General features: G+C 71.7%; 15 protein-coding genes. 8 read left to right on the top strand and 7 right to left on the bottom strand.

Annotation, left to right across the window (positions count from 1 at the left end):
• Positions 1–79: 79 nt before the first annotated feature.
• Genes AC07A4_RS09375 through AC07A4_RS09365 form a run of 3 tightly spaced genes read right to left on the bottom strand, consistent with a single transcriptional unit; the run spans position 80 to position 4,666 of the window.
• Entirely contained in the window at positions 80–1,984 is a 1,905-nt protein-coding gene (locus AC07A4_RS09375) for an ABC transporter permease/substrate-binding protein (RefSeq protein ID WP_478595923.1), read from the bottom strand.
• Positions 1,985–2,039: 55 nt separating this feature from the next.
• Positions 2,040–3,620, bottom strand: a complete 1,581-nt coding sequence (locus AC07A4_RS09370; RefSeq protein WP_478595197.1) for a sugar ABC transporter ATP-binding protein — start codon at positions 3,618–3,620, stop codon at positions 2,040–2,042.
• Positions 3,617–4,666, bottom strand: coding sequence for a LacI family DNA-binding transcriptional regulator (locus AC07A4_RS09365; RefSeq protein ID WP_478595194.1), 1,050 nt, complete (start codon positions 4,664–4,666; stop codon positions 3,617–3,619). Before AC07A4_RS09365 ends, AC07A4_RS09370 begins: the two co-directional genes overlap by 4 nt.
• Before the next feature lie 203 nt (positions 4,667–4,869).
• Between AC07A4_RS09365 and recD2 the strand changes: the two genes are divergently transcribed.
• A complete protein-coding gene (recD2, locus tag AC07A4_RS09360) occupies positions 4,870–7,167 on the top strand; it encodes an SF1B family DNA helicase RecD2 (RefSeq protein WP_478595191.1) in 2,298 nt (765 codons plus the stop codon).
• A gap of 178 nt (positions 7,168–7,345) precedes the next feature.
• The gene (locus AC07A4_RS09355) at positions 7,346–8,644 is read left to right on the top strand and encodes a citrate synthase (protein WP_478595189.1); all 1,299 of its coding nucleotides are present in this window, start codon (positions 7,346–7,348) and stop codon (positions 8,642–8,644) included.
• A gap of 538 nt (positions 8,645–9,182) precedes the next feature.
• On the opposite strand, the gene AC07A4_RS09350 is transcribed toward AC07A4_RS09355, so the two are convergent.
• The 4 genes from AC07A4_RS09350 to AC07A4_RS09335 form a co-directional block, all read right to left on the bottom strand.
• Positions 9,183–11,429 carry a heavy metal translocating P-type ATPase gene (locus AC07A4_RS09350; RefSeq protein ID WP_478595187.1) on the bottom strand — a complete coding sequence of 749 codons (2,247 nt, stop codon included), beginning with the start codon at positions 11,427–11,429 and terminating at the stop codon, positions 9,183–9,185.
• Between the two features lie 95 nt (positions 11,430–11,524).
• The gene (locus AC07A4_RS09345) at positions 11,525–11,773 is read right to left on the bottom strand and encodes a heavy-metal-associated domain-containing protein (protein ID WP_478595184.1); all 249 of its coding nucleotides are present in this window, start codon (positions 11,771–11,773) and stop codon (positions 11,525–11,527) included.
• 104 nt (positions 11,774–11,877) lie between these two features.
• Positions 11,878–12,078 (bottom strand): helix-turn-helix transcriptional regulator, encoded by a 201-nt coding sequence (locus tag AC07A4_RS09340; RefSeq protein ID WP_478595181.1) that lies wholly within the window; start codon positions 12,076–12,078, stop codon positions 11,878–11,880.
• A 405-nt stretch (positions 12,079–12,483) separates the two neighbouring features.
• The gene (locus AC07A4_RS09335) at positions 12,484–13,422 is read right to left on the bottom strand and encodes a sugar phosphate isomerase/epimerase family protein (RefSeq protein WP_478595179.1); all 939 of its coding nucleotides are present in this window, start codon (positions 13,420–13,422) and stop codon (positions 12,484–12,486) included.
• 126 nt (positions 13,423–13,548) lie between these two features.
• Here AC07A4_RS09335 and iolC point away from each other — a divergent pair, with 126 nt between their 5' ends.
• From iolC to AC07A4_RS09305, 6 genes are all read left to right on the top strand, one after another.
• Positions 13,549–14,541 carry a 5-dehydro-2-deoxygluconokinase gene (iolC, locus tag AC07A4_RS09330; protein WP_478595178.1) on the top strand — a complete coding sequence of 331 codons (993 nt, stop codon included), beginning with the start codon at positions 13,549–13,551 and terminating at the stop codon, positions 14,539–14,541.
• Positions 14,538–15,416 (top strand): Cgl0159 family (beta/alpha)8-fold protein, encoded by an 879-nt coding sequence (locus AC07A4_RS09325; RefSeq protein ID WP_478595175.1) that lies wholly within the window; start codon positions 14,538–14,540, stop codon positions 15,414–15,416. Before iolC ends, AC07A4_RS09325 begins: the two co-directional genes overlap by 4 nt.
• Positions 15,417–15,447: 31 nt before the next feature.
• Complete coding sequence (iolB, locus tag AC07A4_RS09320) at positions 15,448–16,251, top strand: 5-deoxy-glucuronate isomerase (RefSeq protein WP_478595173.1); 804 nt, start codon at positions 15,448–15,450, stop codon at positions 16,249–16,251.
• A complete protein-coding gene (gene iolD, locus AC07A4_RS09315) occupies positions 16,248–18,125 on the top strand; it encodes a 3D-(3,5/4)-trihydroxycyclohexane-1,2-dione acylhydrolase (decyclizing) (protein WP_478595170.1) in 1,878 nt (625 codons plus the stop codon). The genes iolB and iolD overlap by 4 nt, the downstream gene beginning before the upstream one ends.
• Before the next feature lie 13 nt (positions 18,126–18,138).
• Complete coding sequence (gene mmsA, locus AC07A4_RS09310) at positions 18,139–19,650, top strand: CoA-acylating methylmalonate-semialdehyde dehydrogenase (protein ID WP_478595168.1); 1,512 nt, start codon at positions 18,139–18,141, stop codon at positions 19,648–19,650.
• 346 nt (positions 19,651–19,996) lie between these two features.
• Positions 19,997–21,403 (top strand): APC family permease, encoded by a 1,407-nt coding sequence (locus AC07A4_RS09305; RefSeq protein ID WP_478595165.1) that lies wholly within the window; start codon positions 19,997–19,999, stop codon positions 21,401–21,403.
• The last annotated feature ends 128 nt before the right edge of the window (positions 21,404–21,531 follow it).

Here is a 21,531-nt window from a genome sequence, read left to right as displayed (position 1 = left end):
TTCGCGCTGTTCACACCGGTCACACACCCTGGTCACGCTGGTCAAACTCCCACCGTACGGGGCCGTGTCGCCCCCGCCGTCACTGGAAGTCCTTCACGTTCCGGTCCGTGACCACCTTCACCGGGACCTTCACCAGCGACGGCACCTTCTCGCCGTCCGCCACCGCGATCGCGTTGCGCACCGCGATCCGGCCCAGCTCCTTGGGCTGCTGCGCCACCGACGCGAACAGCGTGCCGTCCGCGACCGCCTTCAGGCCGTCCGGCGTCCCGTCGAAGCCGACCACCGACACCGAATGGCCGGCCTTGCCACCGAGCGCCTTGACCGCGCCCAGCGCCATCTCGTCGTTCTCGGCGAACACGCCGTCGACGTCCGGGTGCGACTGGAGCAGGTTCGTCATCACGTCCAGGCCCTTGGTGCGGTCGAAGTCCGCGGGCTGCTTGGCGACGACCTTGATGCCGGGGAACGCCTTGATGCCGTCGGCGAAGCCCTGCCCGCGCTCGCGGCTCGCGGACGTGCCCGCCGTGCCCTGGAGGACCACCACCGTGCCCTTGCCGCCGAGCTCGGCGGCGAGGGCCTTCGCGGCCTGCCTGCCGCCCGCCACGTTGTCGGAGGCGACGAGCGTGGCGACGTCCGCCTTGTTCACGCCCCGGTCCGCGGCGACCACGGGGATGTCCGCCTTGTTGGCGGCCCGCGCGGCCGGGCCGACGGCGTCGGAGTCGACCGGGTTGACGATGACGGCCTTCATGTTGCCGCTGGTGAAGTTCTGCAGCTGGTTGGCCTGCTGGGAGGCGTCGTTCTGGGCGTCGGTGACGGTCAGGTCCACGCCCGCCTTCCTGGCCTCGGCCTGCGCGCCCTCCTTCATCTGCACGAAGAACGGGTTGTTCAGGGTGGACAGGGACAGGCCGACCTTCTTCGACGAGCCCGAACCGCCCGGGTTCCACAGCGACACCGCCGCGATGACGGCCGCCGCGACCACCGCCGCGACCGTGTACTTCAACGCCTGCGGCCCCTTGCCGCCCGCGCCCGATGACGTACTGCCCCCCGGCGTGCCTGCCGCGGCCCCGGCCTTCCTGCGCACCGTGTCGAGAAGCACCGCGAGCGCGATGACGACACCGATCACCACCTGCTGCCAGAACGCCGACACCGAAAGGAGGTTGAGGCCGTTGCGGAGCACCGCCAGGATCAGCGCGCCGATCAGGGTGCCCGACGCCTTGCCGACGCCGCCCGCGAGGCTCGCCCCGCCGATGACGACCGCGGCGATCGCGTCCAGCTCGTAACCCTGCGCGGCCTGCGGCTGCGCGGACACCAGGCGGGACGCGAGCACGATGCCCGCGACGGCCGCGAACAGGCCGGACAGGGCGTAGATCGCGATCTTCTGCCGCTTGACGCGCAGCCCCGAAAGACGCGCCGCCTCCTCGTTGCCGCCGATCGCGTACATGGAGCGGCCGATGTACGTACGCGCCAGGATCAGCGCCGTCACCAGGCCCATCGCGACCATCACGAGCACCGGCACCGGCAGCCAGCCGCCGAGCGTGTCACCGACGCGGGACACGGACTCCGGGAACGCGATCGGGCTGCCCTGCGAGATCACCAGGGACAGGCCGCGGCCGATGGACAGCATCGCGAGCGTCGCGATGAACGGCGGCAGCTTCCCGTACGAGACGAGCACGCCGTTGACGAGGCCGCAGGCGATGCCGGTGGCGACGGCCAGGAGCACCGCGATCCAGACGGGCACGCCCTCCTTCGTCGCCGACCAGGCCAGGACCGTCGCCGAGAGCGCCGCCACCGAACCGACCGACAGGTCGATGCCCGCGGAGACGATGACGAAGGTGACGCCGAACGCGAGGATCGCCGTCACGGCCGCCTGCACGCCGACGTTCAGCAAGTTCTGCGTGGTCAGGAAGTCGCCGGACAGCAGCGACATCGCCACCACCAGGGCCACGAGCGCGGTCAGCGCCCCGTTGTCGAGCAGCAGCCGCCGCAGGTCGAGGCCGCTCGCGCCGCCGGTGGCGTCGCTGCCCGGCTTGCCCGGACGGGTGTCAGTGGTTGCCACGGGAACCCTCCTCCGCGTCCCCCGCAGGGGCGGTGTCGTGCTGTTCGATGGGCGTTTCAAGGGCGGCGGCGCTGCCGACGGCCAGCGCCATCACGGCGTCCTGCGTCGCGTCCGCGGCGGCCAGTTCGCCCGCGAGGCGGCCCTCGGCCAGCACCAGGACCCGGTCGCTCATGCCGAGCACCTCGGGCAGGTCGCTGGAGATCATCAGGACGGCGTGCCCGGCCGCCGTGAGTTCGTTGACGAGCTGGTAGATCTCGACCTTCGCGCCGACGTCGATGCCGCGCGTCGGCTCGTCGAGGATCAGCACCCGCGCCTTGGCAAGGAGCCACTTGCCGATGACGACCTTCTGCTGGTTGCCGCCGGACAGCGTGCGCACGTGCTGGTGCAGGCCCGCCATGCGCACCCCGAGCTGCCCGGCGATCCGCTCCGCCGCCGCGCTCTGCCCGGCCCGGTCCACGAGCCCGGCGCGGGTCGCCGAACGCAGCGTCACCAGGCCCAGGTTGTCCGCCACGGACGCGTCGAGGACCAGGCCCTGGCCCTTGCGGTCCTCCGGCACGAGCCCGATCCCGGCGGTCATCGCCGCGTACACGTCGTGCGGGGGCACCGGGCTGCCCTCGACCTCCACCGAGCCCGCGTCATAGGGGTCGGCGCCGAAGACGGCCCGCGCCACCTCGGTGCGCCCCGCCCCCACGAGACCGGCCACGCCGACGACCTCACCGGCGCGCACCTCGAAGCCGACGTCGTGGAACACGCCCCGCCGGGTGAGCCCGCGCACCTTCAGCAACGGCACGTCGCCGCCGTCGTCGAGCGCGGGCCGCTCCCTGGGGTACTGCTGCTCGATGGAGCGCCCCACCATCAGGCGGACCAGCTCGTCCTCGGGCGTGTCGGCGGGCACCTGGCCCACGCTCCTGCCGTCGCGGATGACGCTCACGCGGTCGCCGAGCGCGGCGATCTCCTCCAGGTGGTGGGTGATGAAGACGATCCCGACGCCGTCCTCGCGCAGGGCGCGCACGAGGGTGAAGAGCTTCTCCACCTCCTCGGCGGTCAGCACGGCCGTCGGCTCGTCCATGATGAGCACGCGCGCGTGCAGGCTCAGCGCCTTGGCGATCTCCACCATCTGCAGGCGGGCGATGCCGAGGTCGCGGCAGCGGGCGCGCGGCGAGACGTCGACGCCCACGCGCGCGAGGAGCACGGCCGCGTCGGCCTCCATCTTCTTGCGGTCGATCAGGCCGTAGCGGCGGGGCTGGCGGCCCAGGAAGACGTTCTCGGCGACCGTCAGGTCGGGGACGAGGTTGAACTCCTGGTAGATGGTGGCGATCCCGAGCCGCTCGGCGTCCTGCGCGCCGTGCACGCGGACCTCCTCGCCCCCGGCCAGGATGCGCCCCGCGTCGGGCTGGTGGGCGCCGGACAGCATCTTGATCAGCGTGGACTTGCCCGCGCCGTTCTCGCCGAGCAGCACGTGCACCTCGCCCGCGCGCAGGTCGAAGTCGACGCCGTCGAGCGCCACCACGCCGGGAAACGCCTTGCGGATGCCCTCGACGCGCAGCAACTCCTCGTCGTGGCTCACTGGTTGCTCCTTCCAGCGGAGGTCTCTTCGGCAGGGGGCCCAGGCGGGGCCGCCTCGCCGCAGGAGCGGCGGACGACCAGGCGCGCGGGCAGCGTCACGGACGGGGCCGGGCGGCCCTCGATGCGGTCGGCCAGGGCCCGGACGGCGGCCCGGCCGAGCTCGCCGGTCGGCTGGGCGACCGCCGTGATCGGCGGGTCGGTGTGCACGAACCACGGGATGTCGTCGAACGCGGCGAGCGCGATGTCGTGCGGAACGCGCATCCCGCGCGCGCGGATGGCGTCGAGCGCGCCGAGCGCCATCAGGTTGTCGGCGGCGAAGACGACGTCGGGCGGCGTCGGCAGGGCCAGGAAGCGCTCGGTGGCGCGGCGCCCGCTCGCGGCCTGGAAGTCGCCCTGCCCGACGTACGCGGCGGGCAGCTCGAGGCCGTACTCCGCGAGCGCCTCGCGGAAGGCCGCCACGCGCTCGCTGCCGGTGGTCGTGGCGGCGGGGCCCGCGATGATGGCGAGCCTGCGGTGCCCGAGCCCGTGCAGATGGGCCACCAGGTCGCGCACCGCGCCGCGCCCGTCCGCCCGTACGACGGGCACGTCCGCGCCCGCGATCCAGCGGTCCACGAACACCATCGGGGTGCCCGCGCGCGCGGCGTCCAGGAGCAGCGGGGAGCCGCCGTCGGCGGGAGAGACGAGGAGCCCGTCGATGCGGCGGTCCAGGAGGGTGCGGACGTGGTGGTCCTGGACCTCGGGCCGCTCGTCGGCGTTGCCGAAGATGAGGCTGTAGCCGAGCGCCCGGGCCTCCTCCTCGACGGAGCGGGCCAGCTCGGTGAAGTACGGATTCAGGACGTCGCTGATGATCAGGCCGAGCGTGCGCGTCTGATCGGTGCGCAGCGACCGGGCCAGCGCGTTGGGCCGGTATCCGAGCGCCTCCACGGCCTCGAGGACCCGGCCGCGGGCCGCGGGGCTGACGGACGCGTGCCCGTTCAGGACCCGTGACACCGTCGCGACGGACACGCCCGCCCGGGCCGCGACGTCTTTGATGCCAACGCTTGCCACCGCCGATGCCACCTCCTTGTGGAATCGATTACACGAGGGATTGGAATCGATTACACGACGTCTTGACAACCCCTTGACAGGTGGCCGAAACCAGATCGTGACCCCGCCGCGTACCGCCCCGGCCGCCGCACCGTCTCCTCCGGCCGCCCCGCCCCGCGCGGGGCCCTGGACGCGGTGTCAGTGCCCGGCGGTAGCGTCGGACCATGTCGACTGCTGCCCAGCGGGGCACCCCGGGTGTGCCCGCGCCCCGGATGGCCTCGATCGAGGGCGTCCTGGAGCGCATCACGTACGCCAACGAGGAGACGGGGTACACGGTCGCGCGCGTGGACACCGGCAAAGGCGCCGGTGACCTGCTCACGGTGGTCGGCTCGCTGCTCGGCGCGCAGGTCGGCGAGTCCCTGCGCCTGGAAGGCCGCTGGGGCTCCCACCCCCAGTACGGCAAGCAGTTCACGGTGGAGAACTACACGACGGTCCTGCCCGCCACCATCCAGGGCATCCGCCGCTATCTGGGCTCCGGGCTCATCAAGGGCATCGGCCCGGTCATGGCCGACCGCATCACCACGCACTTCGGCGTCGACACCCTCGACGTCATCGAGCACGAGCCCAAGCGGCTCATCGAGGTCCCCGGGCTCGGCCCCAAGCGCACCAAGAAGATCGCCGCCGCCTGGGAGGAGCAGAAGGCCATCAAGGAGGTCATGGTCTTCCTCCAGGGCGTCGGCGTCTCCACCTCCATCGCCGTGCGGATCTACAAGAAGTACGGGGACGCCTCCATCTCCGTGGTCAAGAACGAGCCGTACCGCCTCGCGGCCGACGTCTGGGGCATCGGCTTCCTCACCGCCGACCGCATCGCCCAGTCCGTCGGCATCCCGCACGACAGCCCCGACCGCGTCAAGGCGGGCTTGCAGTACGCGCTCTCGCAATCCACCGACCAGGGCAACTGCTTCCTGCCCGAGGAGCGCCTCATCGCCGACGCGGTCAAGCTGCTCCAGGTGGACACGGGCCTGGTCATCGACTGCCTCGGCGAGCTCGCGGGGGAGGACGAGGGCGTCGTCCGCGAGCCGGTCCCCGGGCCCGACGGCGGCCCGGAGGTCACGGCCGTCTATCTGGTCCCCTTCCACCGCGCCGAACTGTCCCTGGCCGCCCAGCTGTCCCGCCTGCTGCGCGCCGCTGACGACCGGATGCCGGGCTTCGCGGACGTCGCCTGGGACAAGGCCCTGGCCTGGCTCGCCCGGCGCACGGGCGCGGAGCTCGCCCCCGAGCAGGAGGAGGCCGTCCGGCTCGCCCTGACCCGGAAGGTCGCCGTCCTCACCGGCGGGCCCGGCTGCGGCAAGTCCTTCACGGTCCGCTCCATCGTGGAGCTGGCCCGCGCCAAGAAGGCCAAGGTGCTGCTCGCCGCGCCCACGGGCCGCGCCGCCAAGCGCCTCGCCGAGCTGACGGGCGCCGAAGCCTCCACCGTGCACCGCCTCCTGGAGCTGAAGCCCGGCGGCGACGCCGCGTACGACAGGGACCGCCCCCTGGACGCGGACCTGGTGGTCGTGGACGAGGCGTCCATGCTGGACCTGCTGCTCGCCAACAAGCTGGTGAAGGCCGTGCCGCCGGGCGCCCATCTGCTCTTCGTGGGCGATGTGGACCAGCTGCCGAGCGTCGGCGCGGGCGAGGTCCTGCGGGACCTGCTGAGCGAGGGCAGCCCGGTGCCCGCGGTCCGGCTCACGCGCGTCTTCCGCCAGGCGCAGGAGTCCGGCGTGGTCACCAACGCCCACCGCATCAACGCGGGGCAACAGCCCCTCACCCAGGGCCTGAGCGACTTCTTCCTGTTCGTGGCGGAGGACACCGAGGAGGCCGGGCGGCTCGCCGTGGACGTGGCCGCGCGCCGCGTCCCCGCCAAGTTCGGTCTCGACCCGCGCCGGGACGTGCAGGTCCTCGCCCCCATGCACCGCGGCCCCGCGGGCGCGGGGAACCTGAACGGCCTGCTCCAGCAGGCCATCACCCCCGCCCGCCCCGGCCTGCCCGAGAAGCGCTTCGGTGGCCGCGTCTTCCGCGTCGGCGACAAGGTCACTCAGATCCGCAACAACTACGAGAAGGGCGAGAACGGCGTCTTCAACGGCACGGTGGGCGTGGTCACCGCCCTGGACCCGGACGAACAGCGCCTGACGGTCCTGACGGACGAGGACGAGGAGGTCGGATACGACTTCGACGAACTCGACGAACTCGCCCACGCCTACGCGGTGACAATCCACCGCTCCCAGGGAAGTGAGTATCCAGCGGTGGTGATTCCGGTCACCACCGGCGCCTGGATGATGCTTCAGCGAAATCTGCTCTATACGGCGGTGACCCGCGCCAAGAGGCTGGTCGTGCTGGTCGGTTCGCGCAAGGCGCTGGGCCAGGCGGTGCGCACGGTGTCCGCGGGCAGGCGCTTCACGGCCCTGGACCACCGTCTCGCGGGCCGCCCCGCGCGTGAACGTCAACACCATCCAGACTTTGATCGATCATTTGAGTCGTAAAGGTCACACACCACTTTCGGAACCAGGGCGAAGGGGGCAGGATGAGCAGGTTGGCGGCACTGAGTGCCGCCAATAGGCCCAATGGTCGACCCCGAGTGCACTCTCCAGGGCCAAATGGGGGATGGTAGAGACAGTCAGGGCACCTCGAAGAAGAGGCACAACGTCGGTGAGGGATGACGTGAGCGAGCACAACGAGAATGCTGTAGTACTGCGGTACGGCGACGGCGAGTACACCTACCCGGTGATCGAGTCCACTGTGGGCGACAAGGGCTTCGACATCGGCAAGCTCCGCGCGCAGAGCGGTCTGGTGACCCTGGACAGCGGCTACGGCAACACCGCCGCGTACAAGTCCGCCGTCACCTACCTCGACGGTGAACAGGGCATCCTGCGCTACCGCGGCTACCCGATCGAGCAGCTGGCCGAGCGCTCCACCTTCCTCGAGGTGGCGTACCTGCTGATCAACGGCGAGCTGCCGAAGGTCGACGAGCTGGCCACGTTCAAGAACGAGATCACCCAGCACACCCTGCTGCACGAGGACGTCAAGCGTTTCTTCGACGGCTTCCCGCGTGACGCCCACCCGATGGCGATGCTGTCCTCCGTGGTCAGCGCGCTGTCCACGTTCTACCAGGACAGCCACAACCCGTTCGACGAGAAGCAGCGCCACCTCTCCACGATCCGGCTGCTCGCCAAGCTGCCGACGATCGCGGCGTACGCCTACAAGAAGTCGATCGGCCACCCCTTCGTCTACCCGCGCAACGACCTCGGGTACGTCGAGAACTTCCTGCGCATGACCTTCTCGGTCCCCGCCCAGGAGTACGAGCTCGACCCGGTCGTCGTCTCGGCCCTCGACAAGCTCCTCATCCTGCACGCGGACCACGAGCAGAACTGTTCGACCTCGACGGTCCGCCTGGTCGGCTCCTCGCAGGCGAACATGTTCGCCTCGATCTCCGCCGGCATCTCCGCCCTGTGGGGCCCGCTGCACGGCGGCGCCAACCAGTCGGTCCTGGAGATGCTGGAGGGCATCCAGGCCAACGGCGGCGACGTCGACTCCTTCATCAACAAGGTGAAGAACAAGGAGGACGGCGTCCGCCTGATGGGCTTCGGCCACCGGGTGTACAAGTCCTTCGACCCGCGCGCCAAGATCATCAAGGCCGCCGCGCACGATGTCCTCTCGGCCCTCGGCAAGTCCGACGAGCTGCTCGACATCGCGCTCAAGCTGGAGGAGCACGCGCTCTCCGACGACTACTTCGTCTCGCGCAACCTCTACCCGAACGTCGACTTCTACACCGGCCTGATCTACCGGGCCATGGGCTTCCCGACCGAGATGTTCACGGTCCTGTTCGCCCTTGGCCGGCTGCCGGGCTGGATCGCCCAGTGGCACGAGATGATCAAGGAGCCGGGGTCTCGTATCGGTCGCCCGCGCCAGATCTACACCGGTGAGGTTCTCCGGGACTTCGTCCCGGTGGAGTCCCGGTAGCTCCTGGACCTCGGTCTCTTTCGCGACGAAAGCCGCGGTCGCGTCTGCTTGGTTGCTCGGCAGATGCGGCTGCGGCTTTCGTCGTGGCTGGTCGCGCAGTTCCCCGCGCCCCTGACGGGGCGCTGATGGCGCCCATGTCATGAAAAACGCCCCGCCGTCGATCCCCCCACGGGTCGACGGTCGGGGCGTTTTCCTGTGCCCCGGTGCGGATTCCCCCCACGGGATCCGGCCGGGAGTGTGTGGTTGCGGTCTGCCGGGACGCGTACGACATCGGGAGGGCCGCTCAAAGCTCCCCGGTGCACGTGCCCCGGCCAACGCGTTCCGGGAACATCCCCCAAGATGTCCCCAGACACCTTAGGGATCCCCCAAGATCCCTCTGGTGTCGCCCTCTTAGACTCGTGAGCCCCCCTGATGGTTACGTTCTGATCGTTGTGATCTGCGTCTCTTGCATATGTCCTGTACATACGCAAGACGGCCCAAAAGGGTAATCCGACCCCGAGGTGAGGGTCCCGCGAAGACAGTGTGAAGGATCGCGGGGCTATGTGAAAGACCGCAAGCGGAGACTGTTGGTCACAACGAACACGGACGAGAACGCCATGGCCGCTCCGGCGATCATCGGATTGAGCAGTCCGGCGGCGGCGAGCGGCAGCGCGGCGACGTTGTAGCCGAAGGCCCAGCAGAGGTTGCCCTTGATGGTGGCGAGCGTTCTGCGGGAGAGCCGGATGGCGTCCGCCGCCACCCTCAAGTCGCCCCGTACGAGCGTCAGGTCGCTCGCCTCGATGGCGGCGTCCGTGCCGGTGCCCATGGCCAGGCCCAGGTCGGCCGTGGCGAGCGCGGCCGCGTCGTTCACGCCGTCGCCGACCATCGCCACGACCCGGCCCTCGGCGCGCAGCCGCCGCACCACCTCCGCCTTGTCCTCGGGCAGCACGTCCGCGTACACGGTCTCGATGCCGACCCCGCGCGCGACCGTCTCGGCGACGGCCCGGTGGTCACCGGTCAACAGCACGGGCACGAGGCCGAGTCGACGCAGCGCGCGCACGGCGTCGGCGCTGGTGTCCTTGACCGCGTCGGCGACCGCGAGCACCCCGCGCGCGACGCCGTCCCAGGCGACGAGAACGACCGTGTGGCCCGCCGCCTCGGCCCGCTCCACGGCACCGGCAAGCGCGTCGAGGCCGGTGACCTCGGCCTCGGTGAGCAGCCGCTCGCGCCCGGCGAGCACCGCGTGCCCGTCCACGGTGCCGCGCACCCCGGTCCCGGGGGCGTTCACGAAGTGCTCCGGCGCCGGGAGCGCGGCCGCGTCGAGCCCCAGCCGCCGGGCCGCGCCCGCCGCGACGGCGCGGGCCACCGGGTGCTCGGAGGCGTGCTCCAGGGCGCCCGCGAGCCGCAGCAGCTCCTTCTCGTCGGTGCCCTCGGCCGTGTGCACCTCCTGGAGCGTCATCTTTCCGGTGGTGACGGTGCCGGTCTTGTCCAGGACGATCGTGTCGACGCGGCGGGTGGACTCCAGGACTTCGGGGCCCTTGATGAGGATGCCGAGCTGCGCGCCGCGCCCGGTGCCGACCATCAGCGCGGTGGGCGTGGCAAGGCCGAGCGCGCACGGGCAGGCGATGATCAGTACGGCGACGGCGGCCGTGAACGCGGCGGCGGGTCCCACGCCGTTGCCGAGCCAGAAGCCGAGGGTGGCCACGGCGAGCGCGATGACGACGGGCACGAATACGGCGGAGATGCGGTCGGCGAGGCGCTGGGCGGCGGCCTTGCCGTTCTGGGCGTCCTCCACGAGCCGCGCCATGCGGGCCAGTTGGGTGTCGGCGCCGATGCGCGTGGCCTCGACGACGAGCCGCCCGCCGACGTTCAGGGTCGCCCCGGTCACCGCGTCCCCGGCGGCGACGTCGACGGGCACGGACTCGCCGGTGAGCATCGAGGCGTCGACGGCGGAGGCGCCCTCGACGACCCGCCCGTCGGTGGCGATCTTCTCGCCGGGCCGCACCAGGAACCGGTCCCCGGTCATCAACTCGCTGACTAGAACGTTCTTTTCAGTGCCGTCACGAAGGACGGTGACGTCCCTGGCGCCGAGCTCAAGGAGCGCCTTCAGGGCGGCGCCCGCCCGGCGTTTGGAGCGGGCCTCCAGATAGCGGCCGAGGAGGATGAACGTGACCACCCCGGCGGCGACTTCGAGGTACAGCGCCGATGAGCCGGTGCCGCGCTCGATCGTCAGGTCGAAGCCGTGCCGCATCCCCGGCTCGCCCGCCGTCCCGAAGAACAGGGCCCACAGCGACCAGCCGAAGGCGGCGAGGGTGCCGAGCGACACGAGGGTGTCCATGGTGGCGGCGCCGTGCCGGGCGTTGACGAACGCCGCCCGGTGGAAGGGCGCCCCGCCCCACACCACGACAGGCGCCGCAAGCGTGAGGGACAGCCACTGCCAGTACTCGAACTGGAGCGCGGGGACCATCGCCATCACGATGACGGGGACGGCGAGCGTGGCGGAGACCAGCAGGCGCCGCAGCAGCTGATCGGCCTCCGTCAGGTCGGCGGTGGTGGGGCGGGCCGCCTGAGGGGCCGCGTCGGGCCGCGGCGGGACGATCTCGCGCGCCGTGTAGCCGAGCTTCTCGACCGTGGCGACGAGGTCGGCGACCTCGATCCCGTCGGCGTAGGCGACCTTGGCCTTCTCCGTGGCGAGGTTGACCGACGCGGTCACGCCCTCCATGCGGTTCAGCTTCTTCTCGATGCGGGCCGAGCAGGAGGCGCAGGTCATGCCGCCGACGGCGAGTTCGACCTCGGAGGTGTTCATGACGGCTCTTTCGCTGCGTACGGGAGTACGACGGTACGACGGGTGGGCCCCGCGGCGCTGGTGGCGTGCCGCGGGGCCCGTGGGGCGAGGGTGGCTCAGGCGGCCGTGCCGACCAGTTCGTAACCGGCCTCGTCGACCGCGGCGCGGACCGCCTCCTCGTCGAGGGGGGCCGCGGAGACCACGGTGACCTTGCCCGTGGCGGCGACGGCCTGGACGGAGCTGACGCCCGCGAGCTCGGAGATCTCGCCGTTGACAGCGCCCTCGCAGTGGCCGCACGTCATCCCCTTCACGTCGTACACCGTCGTGATGGCGCCGGTCTGCGAGGTCTGGGCGTTGGCGGTCATGTCGTTCTCCTCAGTGAAGCGCGCGGATGAATGACTTCACTCTATACCCCTAGGGGGTATTTTCCAAGAGGGGGGAGCGGTGGGTGCGGTGGGGGTGACGGGGTTCAGTCGTTCTTGCGCGTGCGGTTGCCGGGCCGCGAGGCGACCCAGGCCCGGATGGTGTCCGCGTACCAGTACGGCTTGCCGCCCTCGACGTGGTCGGGCTCGGGGAGGAGGCCGTGCTTGCGGTAGGAGCGCACGGTGTCCGGCTGGACCCGGATGTGCGCGGCGATGTCTTTGTACGACCAGAGCCTGCGGTCGGTCATCAGTGGCTCCTCCCTGTGCGTGCCCAGGGCGGCCGGAGCGGCCGACGGGGGAGCTGGGCGCGGCACTGGTGTCACTCAGCCTGTGCCCCGTGAACGACGGAGAGTGACCGTGGGGGAGCGCCTGTCGACTGGCTGTGACGGGAAACCCGCGTACGTGGGACATGTGTGACGGGAGGGCGGTATTTGTGACGAGAGTGGGGCAGGGGGCGAGGAGTGCGCTCACGGAACGTGCCCTCGCGGTGCGCCCCAGGCCCGCCCTTCCCGATCAAACGCCGGACGGGCTAGAACTTGCCGCAGCCGGCAAGTTCTAGCCCGTCCGGCGTTTGAGGACGAGCGCGTCAGCGCGATGGAGGGCGGGCGGGTGGGAGAAGAGGGCGCCCCGGGGCCGCTGGACGCGTCCGGCGGTTACGCTCCGCAGCGGCGGAGAAACGCGCGGGTCCGGCGCGCGATCGGCTCCGGCCGGTCCGGCTCGCAGGGGTACATGTCCTGCTCGACGATGGCGAACAGGTCGACGCCGAGCCGCTGCGCCGCCGCGAGGACGGGCTCGAGCGCGGGCACCCCCGCGGGCGGCTCGCACATCACGCCGCGGGCGACGGCGGGCCCGAACGGCATGTCCTGCGCCCGGACCTCGGCGAGGACGGCGGGGTCCACCTGCTTCAGGTGGAGGTAGCCGATGCGCTCGCCGTACGTCTCGATGAGCTTGACGCTGTCGCCGCCGCAGTACGCGTAGTGGCCGGTGTCCAGGCACAGCGACACGAGCCCGGAGTCCGTCGCGTCGAGGAAGCGGGCGACGTTCTCCTCGGTGTCGATGTGGGTGTCGGCGTGCGGGTGGACGACGATGTCGAGGCCGTAGCGCTCGCGCACCTCGTGGCCCAGGCGCTCGGTCTGGGTGGTCAGCTGGCGCCACTGCCCGGGCGTGAGCGTGGCGTCCTCCAGGACCTCGCCGGTCTTGTCGTCGCGCCAGAAGGACGGGATGACGACGAGGTGCCGGGCCCCCATGGCCTGGGTGAGGGCGGCGATGGACGACACGTGCTCCCACGTCTTGTCCCAGACGTCAGGGCCGTGGTGCAGGCCGGTGAAGACCGTGCCCGCGGAGACCTTCAGGCCCCGGCGCCGCGTCTCCTCGGCCAGTTGGGCGGGGTCGGTCGGCAGATAGCCGTACGGGCCGAGCTCGATCCACTCGTACCCGCAGTCGGCGACCTCGTCCAGGAAGCGGCTCCACGGCACCTGCCGCTCGTCGTCGGGGAACCACACGCCCCAGGAGTCGGGGGCCGAGCCGATGCGGATGCGGGACAACGGGGAGCCTCGCGACGGCTCTGTCTGCGGCTCTGTCTGCTGCGCCATGGCCGCAAGCCTCGCCGTCGGCCGAGAACAGTGTCAAGCAGTAGTCCGAATGTAAGGACAAAATGTTGACAGGGTTCATGGGGCGGGATTAGACCTGAGGGAAGCCACCACGAAGGGATGTGCAGGGTGACCCATCCGCACCCGGATCCGTACGCCGACGCGAGCGCCGATCCGTACGACGTCATCACGATGGGCCGGATCGGCGTGGACCTGTACCCCCTGGAGAGCGGGGTGCCGCTGGCGCGGGTCACGACGTTCGGGAAGTTCCTCGGCGGCTCGGCGACGAACGTGGCGGTGGCCGCCGCCCGGCTCGGGCGGCGCGTGGGCGTTGTCACGCGGACGGGACAGGACCCCTTCGGGGAGTATCTGCGCGAGCAGCTGCGGGAGTTCGGCGTGGACGCGCGGTGGGCCACGGAGGTGGCGGGCCTGCCGACGCCGGTCACGTTCTGCGAGGTGTTCCCGCCGGACGACTTCCCGCTGTACTTCTACCGCCAGCCCAAGGCCCCCGACCTGGAGATCCGCGCGGACGAGCTCGACCTCGGCGCGATCGCGGCGGCGCGGATCTTCTGGATGACCGGCACCGGCCTGTGCGAGGAGCCGAGCCGGGGCGCGACCCTCGCCGCGCTCGCCGCCCGCCCCGCCGCCGCCACCACGGTCTTCGACCTCGACTGGCGGCCCATGTTCTGGCGCGACCCGGACGAGGCCCGCCCCCACTACGCCGCCGCCCTGCGGCACGCGACGGTCGCCGTCGGCAACGTGGACGAGGTGGAGATCGCCACCGGCGAGCGCGAACCGCGCGCCGCCGCCGAGGCGCTGCTCGCCGCGGGCGTCGGACTCGCCGTGGTCAAGCAGGGACCGAAGGGTGTGCTCGCCATGGACAGGGCCGGGACGGTGGCCGAGGTGCCGCCGCTTCCGGTGACGGTCCTCAACGGGCTCGGCGCGGGCGACGCCTTCGGCGGGGCCCTGTGCCACGGGCTGCTCTCCGGCTGGGACCTGGAGCGGACGGTCCGCTACGCCAACGCGGCGGGCGCGATCGTCGCCTCCCGCCTTGAGTGCTCCTCCGCCATGCCGTACGCCGCCGAGGTGGCGGACGCGCTGACGGCGGGGGAGGTCCGATGAGCGCCGCCGTGGACGTCTCCGCGCTCGTGCGGACCCGGGCGCGGCACCCCGAGGCCATCGCCGAGGCCGCGGCCCGCAGGATCCGGCGGCCCCTGCTCGGCCCCTCCGGACGGCTGATGATCATCGCGGCGGACCATCCGGCGCGCGGCGCGCTCGGCGTCGGCAAGGACCCCCTCGCCATGGCCGGCCGGGCCGACCTCCTGGAGCGGCTGTGCCTGGCCCTGGAGCGGCCCGGCGTCGACGGCGTGCTCGCCACCGCCGACATCCTCGACGACCTGCTGCTGCTCGGCGCGCTCGACGACAAGGTCGTGCTGGGGTCCATGAACCGGGGCGGGCTCGCCGGCGCCGCCTTCGAACTGGACGACCGCTTCACCGGCTACCGCCCCGAGGACCTGGAGCGGCTCGGCTTCGACGCGGGCAAGCTGCTGCTGCGCGTCGACTACGACGACCCGGGCTCGCTCGCCACCCTGTACGCCACGGCACGCGCCGTCGACGCGATGGCGGAGCGTCAGCTGCCGGTGTTCGTCGAGCCGTTCCTGTGCCGCAGGTCACCCGAAGGGCTGCGCAACGACCTCAGCGCGGAGGCGGTCACCCGGTCCCTCGCCATCGCCTCCGGCCTCGGCGGCACCTCCGCGTACACCTGGCTGAAGGTGCCCGTCACCGACGACCCCGACGACATGGCGCGCGTCATGGAGGCCTCGACGCTGCCCGCCGTGCTGCTCGGCGGCGGCACGGACACGGACACCGCGTTCGAGAAGTGGCGCGGCGCCCTGCGCCTGCCCACCGTGTACGGCCTGGTCGCCGGGCGGACCCTGCTCTACCCGCCGGACGGCGACGTGGCGGGCGCCGTCGACACGGCCGTGGGTCTGCTGTAGCCGTGGGGTACGCACCCGGAAGGATGCCCGCATGACGTACGTACCGAAGGGAAGCGCGGCCGAGGGCCCCTACGCCCTCGCCATCGACCCCGAGCGCGCCGGATGGACCCACTCCAGCCTGCGCGTCGTCGAACTGCCGCCCGGCGGACTGCACTCCTTCGCCACCGGAGAGAGTGAATGGATCGTGCTCCCGCTGACCGGCGGCGGTACGGTGCACGCGGAGGGCGAGATCATCGAACTCCTGGGCCGGGAGAGCGTGTTCAGCGGAGCCAGTGACTTCGCTTACGTTCCCCGCGATACCCACATCCAGATCGCCTCCGGCGTGGGAGGCCGCTTCGCCCTGGCAGGAGCGAAGTGCGAGCGCCGACTCCCCGCCCGCTACGGCCCCGCGCCGGAGGTCCCCGTCGAAGAGCGGGGCAGCGGCACCTGCGCCCGCCAGGTGCGCAACTTCGCCGCGGCGGACACGTTCGACTGCGACCGCCTGATCGCCGTCGAGGTGATCACGCCCGGCGGCAACTGGTCCTCGTACCCGCCGCACAAGCACGACGAGCACCGCCCCGGCGTCGAGGCCGAGCTCGAGGAGATCTACTACTTCGAGATCGAGGGCGAGCACGGCTTCGGCTACCAGCGGGTGTCCCCCTCCCGCGAGGGCGGCACCGACGTGCTCGCCGAGGTCCGCTCCGGTGACGCCGTGCTCGTGCCCGACGGCTGGCACGGTCCTTCCATCGCCCAGCCCGGCCACGCCATGTACTACCTGAACGTCATGGCGGGACCGGGGGACCAACGAGAGTGGAAGATCTGCTTCCACCCTGACCACACGGAGGGGTACCGATGACCGGCACGGTCCGCCTGACCACCGCGCAGGCCCTCGTGCGCTTCCTGTCCCGGCAGTTCAGCGAGCGCGACGGCACCCGGCACCGCGTCATCGGGGCGACCTGGGGCATCTTCGGGCACGGCAACGTCGCCGGGCTCGGCCAGGCGCTCGTCGAGTACGGCGACGAGATGCCCTTCCACCAGGGGCGCAACGAGCAGGCCATGGTGCACGCGGCGGTCGGCTACGCCCGGCAGTCGGGGCGGATGTCCACGCACGCCGTGACGACGTCCATCGGCCCCGGCGCCACCAACCTGGTCACCGGCGCCGCCCTCGCCACCGTCAACCACCTGCCCGTCCTGCTGCTGCCCGGCGACACCTTCGCCACCCGCCCCGCCGACCCGGTGCTCCAGCAGCTCGAAGTGCCCTACGCGGGCGACGTGTCCGTCAACGACTGCCTGCGGCCCGTCTCGCGGTACTTCGACCGGGTGACCCGTCCCGAAGCCCTGATCCCGGCGGCGCTCGCCGCCCTGCGCGTGCTCACGGACCCCGTCGAGACCGGCGCCGTCACGCTCGCCCTGCCGCAGGACGTCCAGGCCGAGGCGTTCGACTGGCCCGAGGAGTTCTTCGCCGAACGCGTGTGGTCCGTGCGCCGCCAGGCCCCCGACCCCGCCGAGGTCGCCGCCGCCGCGCGGGCCGTGCGCGCCGCCTCCAGGCCGCTCGTCGTCGCGGGCGGCGGCGTCCACCACAGCGCGGCCGAGGACGCCCTGCGCGCCTTCGCCGACGCCACCGGCATCCCCGTGGCGTCCACGCAGGCGGGCAAGGGCTCCCTGCGCCACGACCACCCCGCCGACGTCGGCGGCATCGGCCACACCGGCACCGCCACGGCCGACGAACTCGCCCGCACCGCCGACCTCGTCATCGGCGTCGGCACCCGCTACACCGACTTCACCACCGCCTCCGGCACGCTGTTCGCGGCGCCCGGGGTGCGCTTCGTGAACCTCAACGCGGCCGCCTTCGACGCCCACAAGATGGCGGGCACCACGGTCGTCGCCGACGCCCGCGCGGGGCTTGAGGCGCTCACGGACGCGGTCTCCGGGTTCCGCGTCCCCGCCGCCTACGCCGCCGAGTACACCGACGACAAGGAGCGCTGGGAGCACCGCGTAGACGCTGCCTACGAGGCCGACGAACCCGACGCGCGCCCCACCCAGGCGCAGGTCCTCGGCGTCCTCGACGCGCTCGTCTCCGACGACGACGTCCTCATCAACGCGGCGGGCTCGCTCCCCGGCGACCTGCACAAGCTGTGGCGGGCCCGCTCGCCGCGCCAGTACCACGTCGAGTACGGCTACTCCTGCATGGGATACGAGATCCCGGCCGCGATCGGGGTGGCCATCGCCGCGCCCGAGCGGCCCGTGTGGGCGCTCGTCGGCGACGGCACGTACCTGATGATGCCCACCGAGATCGTCACGGCCGTGCAGGAGAACATCCCCATCAACGTGGTGATCCTGCAGAACCACGGCTACGCCTCCATCGGGGGCCTCTCGGAGTCCGTGGGCGGCGAGCGCTTCGGCACCGCCTACCGCTACCGGGCGCCCGACGGCACGTACACGGGCGGCCCGCTGCCCGTGGACCTGGCCGCCAACGCCGCCTCGCTCGGGCTTCCGGTACGGCGCGCGCGGACCGTCGACGAGCTGCGCGCGGCCCTGCGCGAAGCACGCGAAGCGGACGGTCCCACATGTGTCTACGTGGAGACGGAAACGGCAGACACAGTGTCGGGCCCGCCCCCGGCACAGGCGTGGTGGGATGTGCCCGTGGCCGAGACCGCGACCCGCCCGTCGGCGGTCAAGGCCCGCGAGGAGTACGACCGGCACGTCGCAGCCCGGCGCCGCCATCTGTGAAGGAGTTCTTGGCATGACGAGCACGACGAAGACCGTCGACCACTGGATCGGCGGCAAGAGCGTCGAGGGCGCGTCCGGTACGTACGGCCCGGTCACCGACCCGGCCACCGGCGCCGTGACGACCCGGGTGGCGTTCGCGTCCGTGGACGAGGTGGACGCGGCCGTGGCCGCCGCCAAGGCCGCGTACGCGACGTGGGGCCAGTCCTCGCTCGCCCAGCGCACGTCCATCCTCTTCAAGTTCCGCGCGCTCCTCGACGCGCACCGCGACGAGATCGCCGAGCTGATCACCGCCGAGCACGGCAAGGTGCACTCCGACGCCCTCGGCGAGGTCGCCCGCGGCCTGGAGGTCGTCGACCTGGCGTGCGGCATCAGCGTGCAGCTCAAGGGCGAGCTGTCGACGCAGGTCGCGAGCCGCGTGGACGTCTCCTCGATCCGCCAGCCGCTCGGCGTCGTCGCCGGCATCACGCCCTTCAACTTCCCGGCCATGGTGCCGATGTGGATGTTCCCGCTCGCCATCGCGTGCGGCAACACCTTCGTCCTGAAGCCCAGCGAGAAGGACCCGTCGGCCTCGATGCGGGTGGCGGAGCTGCTCGCGGAGGCGGGCCTTCCGGACGGCGTGTTCAACGTCGTGCACGGCGACAAGGTGGCCGTGGACCGCCTCCTTGAGCACCCGGACGTGGCGGCGGTGTCCTTCGTGGGCTCCACCCCCATCGCCCGCTACATCCACACCACCGCCTCCGCCAACGGCAAGCGCGTCCAGGCCCTCGGCGGCGCCAAGAACCACATGCTGGTGCTTCCGGACGCCGACCTGGACGCGGCCGCCGACGCCGCCGTCTCGGCCGCGTACGGCTCGGCGGGCGAGCGCTGCATGGCCATCTCGGCCGTCGTCGCCGTCGGCGCGGTCGGCGACGAACTCGTCGCGAAGATCAAGGAGCGCGCCGAGAAGATCAAGATCGGCCCCGGCAACGACCCGGCCTCCGAGATGGGCCCGCTCATCACCGCGGCCCACCGCGACAAGGTCGCGTCGTACGTGAAGGGCGCGGCGGCGCAGGGCAGCGAGGTCGTCCTGGACGGCACCGGCTACACCGTCGAGGGCTACGAGGACGGCCACTGGATCGGCCTGTCGCTGCTCGACCGGGTCCCGGTGACGGCGGACGCGTACAAGGACGAGATCTTCGGCCCGGTGCTCTGTGTGCTGCGCGTGGAGACGTACGACGAGGGGCTGGCCCTCATCAACGCCTCGCCGTTCGGCAACGGCACCGCGGTCTTCACCCGGGACGGCGGCGCCGCGCGGCGCTTCCAACTGGAGGTCCAGGCGGGCATGGTCGGCGTGAACGTGCCGATCCCGGTGCCGGTGGGCTACCACTCCTTCGGTGGCTGGAAGGACTCCCTCTTCGGCGACCACCACATCTACGGCAACGACGGCACGCACTTCTACACCCGCGGCAAGGTCGTCACGACGCGCTGGCCGGACCCGTCGGACGCCCCGGCCGGGGTGGACCTGGGGTTCCCGCGCAATCACTGACCGCTGTCACGCCCTGAACGAAGCCGTCCGCCCTGCGGACGGCTTCGTTTCTTTTTTGGGGGAATGGCTGCGGTTCCCGTACGGAGGGGAGAAAAGGCGCGAGGAAGGTCCTTATCGTTTTTGACCTTGCTATCCAAGGCGGCTGTGGGGACTCTCTGGCTAATTGATACCTATGGGGCTCAACGTCTGGGATTCAATGGCGAGTTACTGATCTCCGGGGGTGCGGAATCCGTAGGTGAGCGGCCATTGACGTTCTCCTGACGCGGGGGTTTCCTGACGGCTCCACCCCCCCTCTTCTTCGCCGGCCCCCTCTTCTTCGCTGGTACGAGCCGATCGGATCCGCCGTATGACCGAAACGCTGCACACGCCGCCGCCCGCGTCCCTCGCCCCGGAGGCGACCTCGGATCCGGACGGGCGGCCGCGCAAGCTCAAGCGGTCCATCGGCGTCGTCGGCGGCACCCTGCTCACGCTGTCCTGCGTCACGCCCGCCTCCACGCTCTTCGTCGTCGTGCCCGACCTCTTCTCCTCGCTCGGTACCGCCGCCGCCCTCACCATCGCCATCGGCGCCCTGCTGTGCGTGGGCGTCGCGTTCTGCTACTGCGAGCTCGGCACCCTGATCCCGAGCGCGGGCGGCGAGTACGCGATGGTCTCCACGATGGCCGGACGGCTCGCGGGCTGGCTCGTGTTCGTGCTCTCCCTGCTCGTCGTGATGATCGTGCCGCCCGTGATCGCCATGGGCACGGCCGACTACCTCGCGCCCCTGGTGCGGATCGAACCCGCCTACGCGGGCGCGGGCGTGATGCTCCTGGCCACCCTCGCGGGCCTGCTCGACCTGCGGGCCAACGCCTGGATCACCGGGATCTTCCTGGTCCTCGAAGTGGTCGCCGCGGGCGTCGTCGCGGTCCTCGGCTTCGCCCACGCCGAACGCGGCGCGGACAGCCTGGTGAGCCTGGAGGTGGCGGGCGCGGGCGGCGGCCCCGACGCGGTCACCGCCATGCTGATCGTCTCCGGGCTCGCCATCGCGCTCTTCGTCACCCAGGGCTTCTCCACGGCCGTCTACCTCTCCGAGGAGATGGAGAACCCCCGGCGCAACGTCGCCCGCACCGTGCTCCTCACGCTCGGCATCTCCGCGGTCGTGCTGCTCGTGCCGGTCGCCGCGATCACCATGGGCGCGCCGGACCTGGCGGCGCTCACCCGCGGCGACATCAGCGGGATGGTCGCGGCCTGGTCGAGCTCCGGCGTCGGCACCTTCATCAGCCTGTGCGTGGCCCTCGCCATCATCAACGCGGGCATCGTCATGGTCATCCAGAACTCCCGCGTGCTGTACGCATCCGCGCGCGACAAGGCCTGGCCCGCGCCCGTGAACGCGGCGCTTTCCCGCCTCGGCCGCTTCAGCTCGCCGTGGGTCGCGACCCTCCTCGTGGGCCTGCCGGGCGCCGGGCTCTGCTTCGTGAACCTGGACACGCTGTACGGGGTGACGGGCGTGTCCGTGACGGGGATGTACCTGCTCGTGGCCGTGGCCGCGCTGCTCGCCCGGCGCGGCTCCCACGGCGCGGCGCCCGCCTGGCGCATGCCGCTGTGGCCCGGCGTTCCGGTGGTCCTCATCGCCGTCCTCGCCTACGTGCTGAGCCGCCAGGAGACGCCGTACCTGCTGTGGACCGGCGGGATCGTGGGCGTGGCCACGCTGTACTGGGCGCTGTACCTGAGGCCGCGCGCGGCGACGCGCTGGCTGGTGAGCGTGCCGGGGGAGTAGTCCCGGAGCAGCCCCGGACCAGTCCCGGGCCGGGGCTTACCGCAAGCTTGCACATTGTTCAAGAGCGACTTGCACGGTGTGTGAAGCTTCTCTTACGGTGCTCGCGTCGAGGTATTCGCGTGCGGTGT

The organism is Streptomyces sp. NPDC043996 (assembly GCF_056435225.1).
Note: the sequence above shows the minus strand (reverse complement) of the source record. Positions and strands in the feature narration are given on the sequence as shown.